This window comes from Agathobacter ruminis, assembly GCF_002735305.1.
GTDB lineage: Bacteria > Bacillota > Clostridia > Lachnospirales > Lachnospiraceae > Roseburia > Roseburia ruminis.
Genome location: NZ_PDYG01000036.1, coordinates 1 through 2,882 on the forward strand (window position 1 = coordinate 1; position 2,882 = coordinate 2,882).

Consider the following 2,882-nt stretch of genomic DNA (forward strand, 5'->3'; position numbering starts at 1 on the left):
GTTTACATGTCTGAGGGTGGGGATCCTATGCAGGACCTACCCTCGTGAATAATTCAGGATTAAGAAACTGTTTTTCAATTTATTATCACCGGAATGAACTCCTTTTCTCTAAAATAGCCTATTTGAATGCAATTAGGTAAACGCGGTATAACATCTTTAAAATGGTTAGCCAGCCTATCCGAACTGTGAGCATCAGAACCAATAACTATTTTATTGCCGCCCAACTCAACATATCGATTTATAATAAAATATGATGGCATTGGTTCATCGCACGGATTATTAAGAGAAGAAGTATTTACTTCTAACAAAATGTTCTTATTAATCATTGTTGAAAGAATTGTATCCAGAACATCGTTGTTAATTATCCACTTGTCAAAGAATAATTTGGGGAAATCCAAGTGAGCCATCACTTGAAAACCTCCGAACTCGATTGCTTTTTGCATTATCTGATAATACTCATGAATTGCTTTTGATACCGACAAATTTCCAGCCCCTGGAAAGACTGAATTATAGCAATGATGTATCCCAGCCGTTATACAGTCGAAAGGATACGAACTATATAAAGCAAACTCATCCGGAAACATATTTGGCTCTGAAAACTCAATTCCACTTAGCAATATTATCGAACTGTATTTTTCCCGCAGACGGTTTAGTTCACTGAAGTAATCTTCAACAACAAAGTTCTGCTTTCTGTTATCCTTGACGATTGAAAGATTTTTCTCCTCTGAATTAAAATCCACATGTTCAGTAAAACAAATAGCCCTTATACCCGATTTTTCAGCAATCAGACAGTAATCCTCCATCGTAGACACTCCATCAATTGAGAATTTTGAATGGACATGCATATCAAAAAAAGCATTCATAAGAGATGGTCTCCTCTCATCGAAATAATTCCAATCAGCAAACACATTCATCAGACAGGTAACTGACTCATGTTTATTTACTCGATTCCCCCTTTTTCCCATTCCTTATTTTAGACTTAGTGTAAGGTCTCTTATTTGACTTCAATCTATTTGAATATCCATCGTTGTTCGACGACTCCTTTTCTAATCCCGCAATATGTATTTTTTTTGGCACAACAGATTCATTGTGCCGGTTTAGTCTACTTACCAATTGACCGCATGCAGCTTTTATATTTCCGCCTCGAGACTCTCTGATTTTCACAGTAAGCCCTGATTTATTTAACTTATCACGAAATGCAACTAATTCCTGTTTGTTTGGTCTTCGAACTGCTTTACAATCTGTTTCGTTATATTGTAAAAGATTAATCAATACATTTTTATCTCGAAACCACTTTCCCAGTTGTTTTACATCATTCTCACGATCATTTATGCCAGGTATTAATAAATACGCTATAGTAACGCTACGATTATGTCTTTCTGAATATGAAAGAACTGATTGAACCACTTCATCTATATCATACCCTTTCATATGAGGCATAATAGAATCCCTTGTACGCTGGTTTGTGGCATGAAGAGATAACGTAAGCTGAATTTTTAAGTGTTCTTCTCTGAGCTTTTTCATCTGAGGAAGTGGTCCCGTTGTTGAGATTGTTATTCCATCGGTTGGAAAGTTAATTCCTTTGCGATCTCTTAAAATATGAATGGACTTTATCACATTATCATAATTAAACAGTGGTTCTCCCATACCCATGAATACAATTCTATTCACTTTACCTTTTACTAATATGACTTGTTGAACAATTTCAGACGGTGTTAGATTTCTTACAAATCCATTTTCACCAGAGGCGCAAAAGATACACCCAACAGGACAACCTACCATGGTACTCACGCATACAGTAGTACCAGTTTTCCGTCTAATGCTTACCGTTTCAATGCAATAGCCATCTGACAGCTCGAAAGCATATTTCTGAGTATCAACACCACGGAAGATTTCTTTGATTGTGATCGTTCTATATTTATCAGTGTTTTTAGATCTAGAGTATAATTCACGGTAAATCTTACCCGCCTCATTTTCTCCCAATACGCTTACCATTTCAGAATATGTATATCCATATGGATCCTTATATATATCCTTTGGTTGAACCGAAATATTCTTAACCATATTTGAGCCATGACCTCCAATTAATAAATGTTTTATAACTAAGTATATTGCAAAAAGTTTATAGTTCTTTTGCAACACCTTCTTTAAAAATATCAATAGAATCCAACATCTTCAAAGTCCGTTCATCACTACTAAAGACTGCAAACAGAGCCAGAAATACGGTCCAACTCATTTTTTTCTTACTATTTTCTATTGCATTGTATGTTTGCCTTGAAACGCCTATCCTTTCAGAGATATCAGCTTGAGAAGCGCCTATCCTTGCGCGAAGTACAGGCAACTCTATTATCATTGTATTGATTAGCTCAATTCTCTTACTGTTGTTAAACTCCACTTTTAGCTCCTTTCCGAAAGAATAATTTGCTCTCTTTTGCATAACCATGTTAAGAGCGCTACTAGATTTTTAAAAGTCTGCAAATCTTATCATAAATGGCAACACAATTTTAGCGTGTGTCGCCGATTTTGTCAATATGTCGCCATTGACGACTCAGGGTTGTTTCACGAAGCCGTTCTATCAGATCCATTCTTTATTCTGCATGACCAAACTCTAGCAATGGACACAGTATACAAAAAAAGCGCAAGAATCCCCCTTGCCCTCTTTACACATCAAAAAAATCCTTGTATTCTGTTTATATCAGTTGATTGGAGTGATACCTTCGAAAATATATTTGTGCAGTAATTCAAGAGAATCAGCAAACAAGTCCATTACTTCTGGCAAAGATTCCTTCACGGAATGCTGTATTCTCATGATTCGCAAGATATTGTAGGCGAATTTTCGAATCAATGCCAGATTGTTTTTGGATCCCTTGGCTGGAGATCTG

3 protein-coding genes and 1 pseudogene are annotated in these 2,882 nt (G+C 36.1%); all 4 read right to left on the reverse strand.

The features are described 5' to 3' along the window. Positions 1–74: 74 nt before the first annotated feature. A complete protein-coding gene (locus tag CSX02_RS06815; protein ID WP_099386112.1) occupies positions 75–863 on the reverse strand; it encodes a histidinol-phosphatase HisJ family protein in 789 nt (262 codons plus the stop codon). Positions 864–936: 73 nt separating this feature from the next. Continuing rightward, complete coding sequence (gene rlmN, locus CSX02_RS06820) at positions 937–2,064, reverse strand: 23S rRNA (adenine(2503)-C(2))-methyltransferase RlmN (RefSeq protein ID WP_099386113.1); 1,128 nt, start codon at positions 2,062–2,064, stop codon at positions 937–939. 58 nt (positions 2,065–2,122) lie between these two features. After that, the gene (locus tag CSX02_RS06825) at positions 2,123–2,443 is read right to left on the reverse strand and encodes a helix-turn-helix transcriptional regulator (RefSeq protein WP_099386114.1); all 321 of its coding nucleotides are present in this window, start codon (positions 2,441–2,443) and stop codon (positions 2,123–2,125) included. A 252-nt stretch (positions 2,444–2,695) separates the two neighbouring features. After that, positions 2,696–2,882 (reverse strand): annotated as a pseudogene (locus tag CSX02_RS13750) (ISAs1 family transposase); the annotation flags it as partial.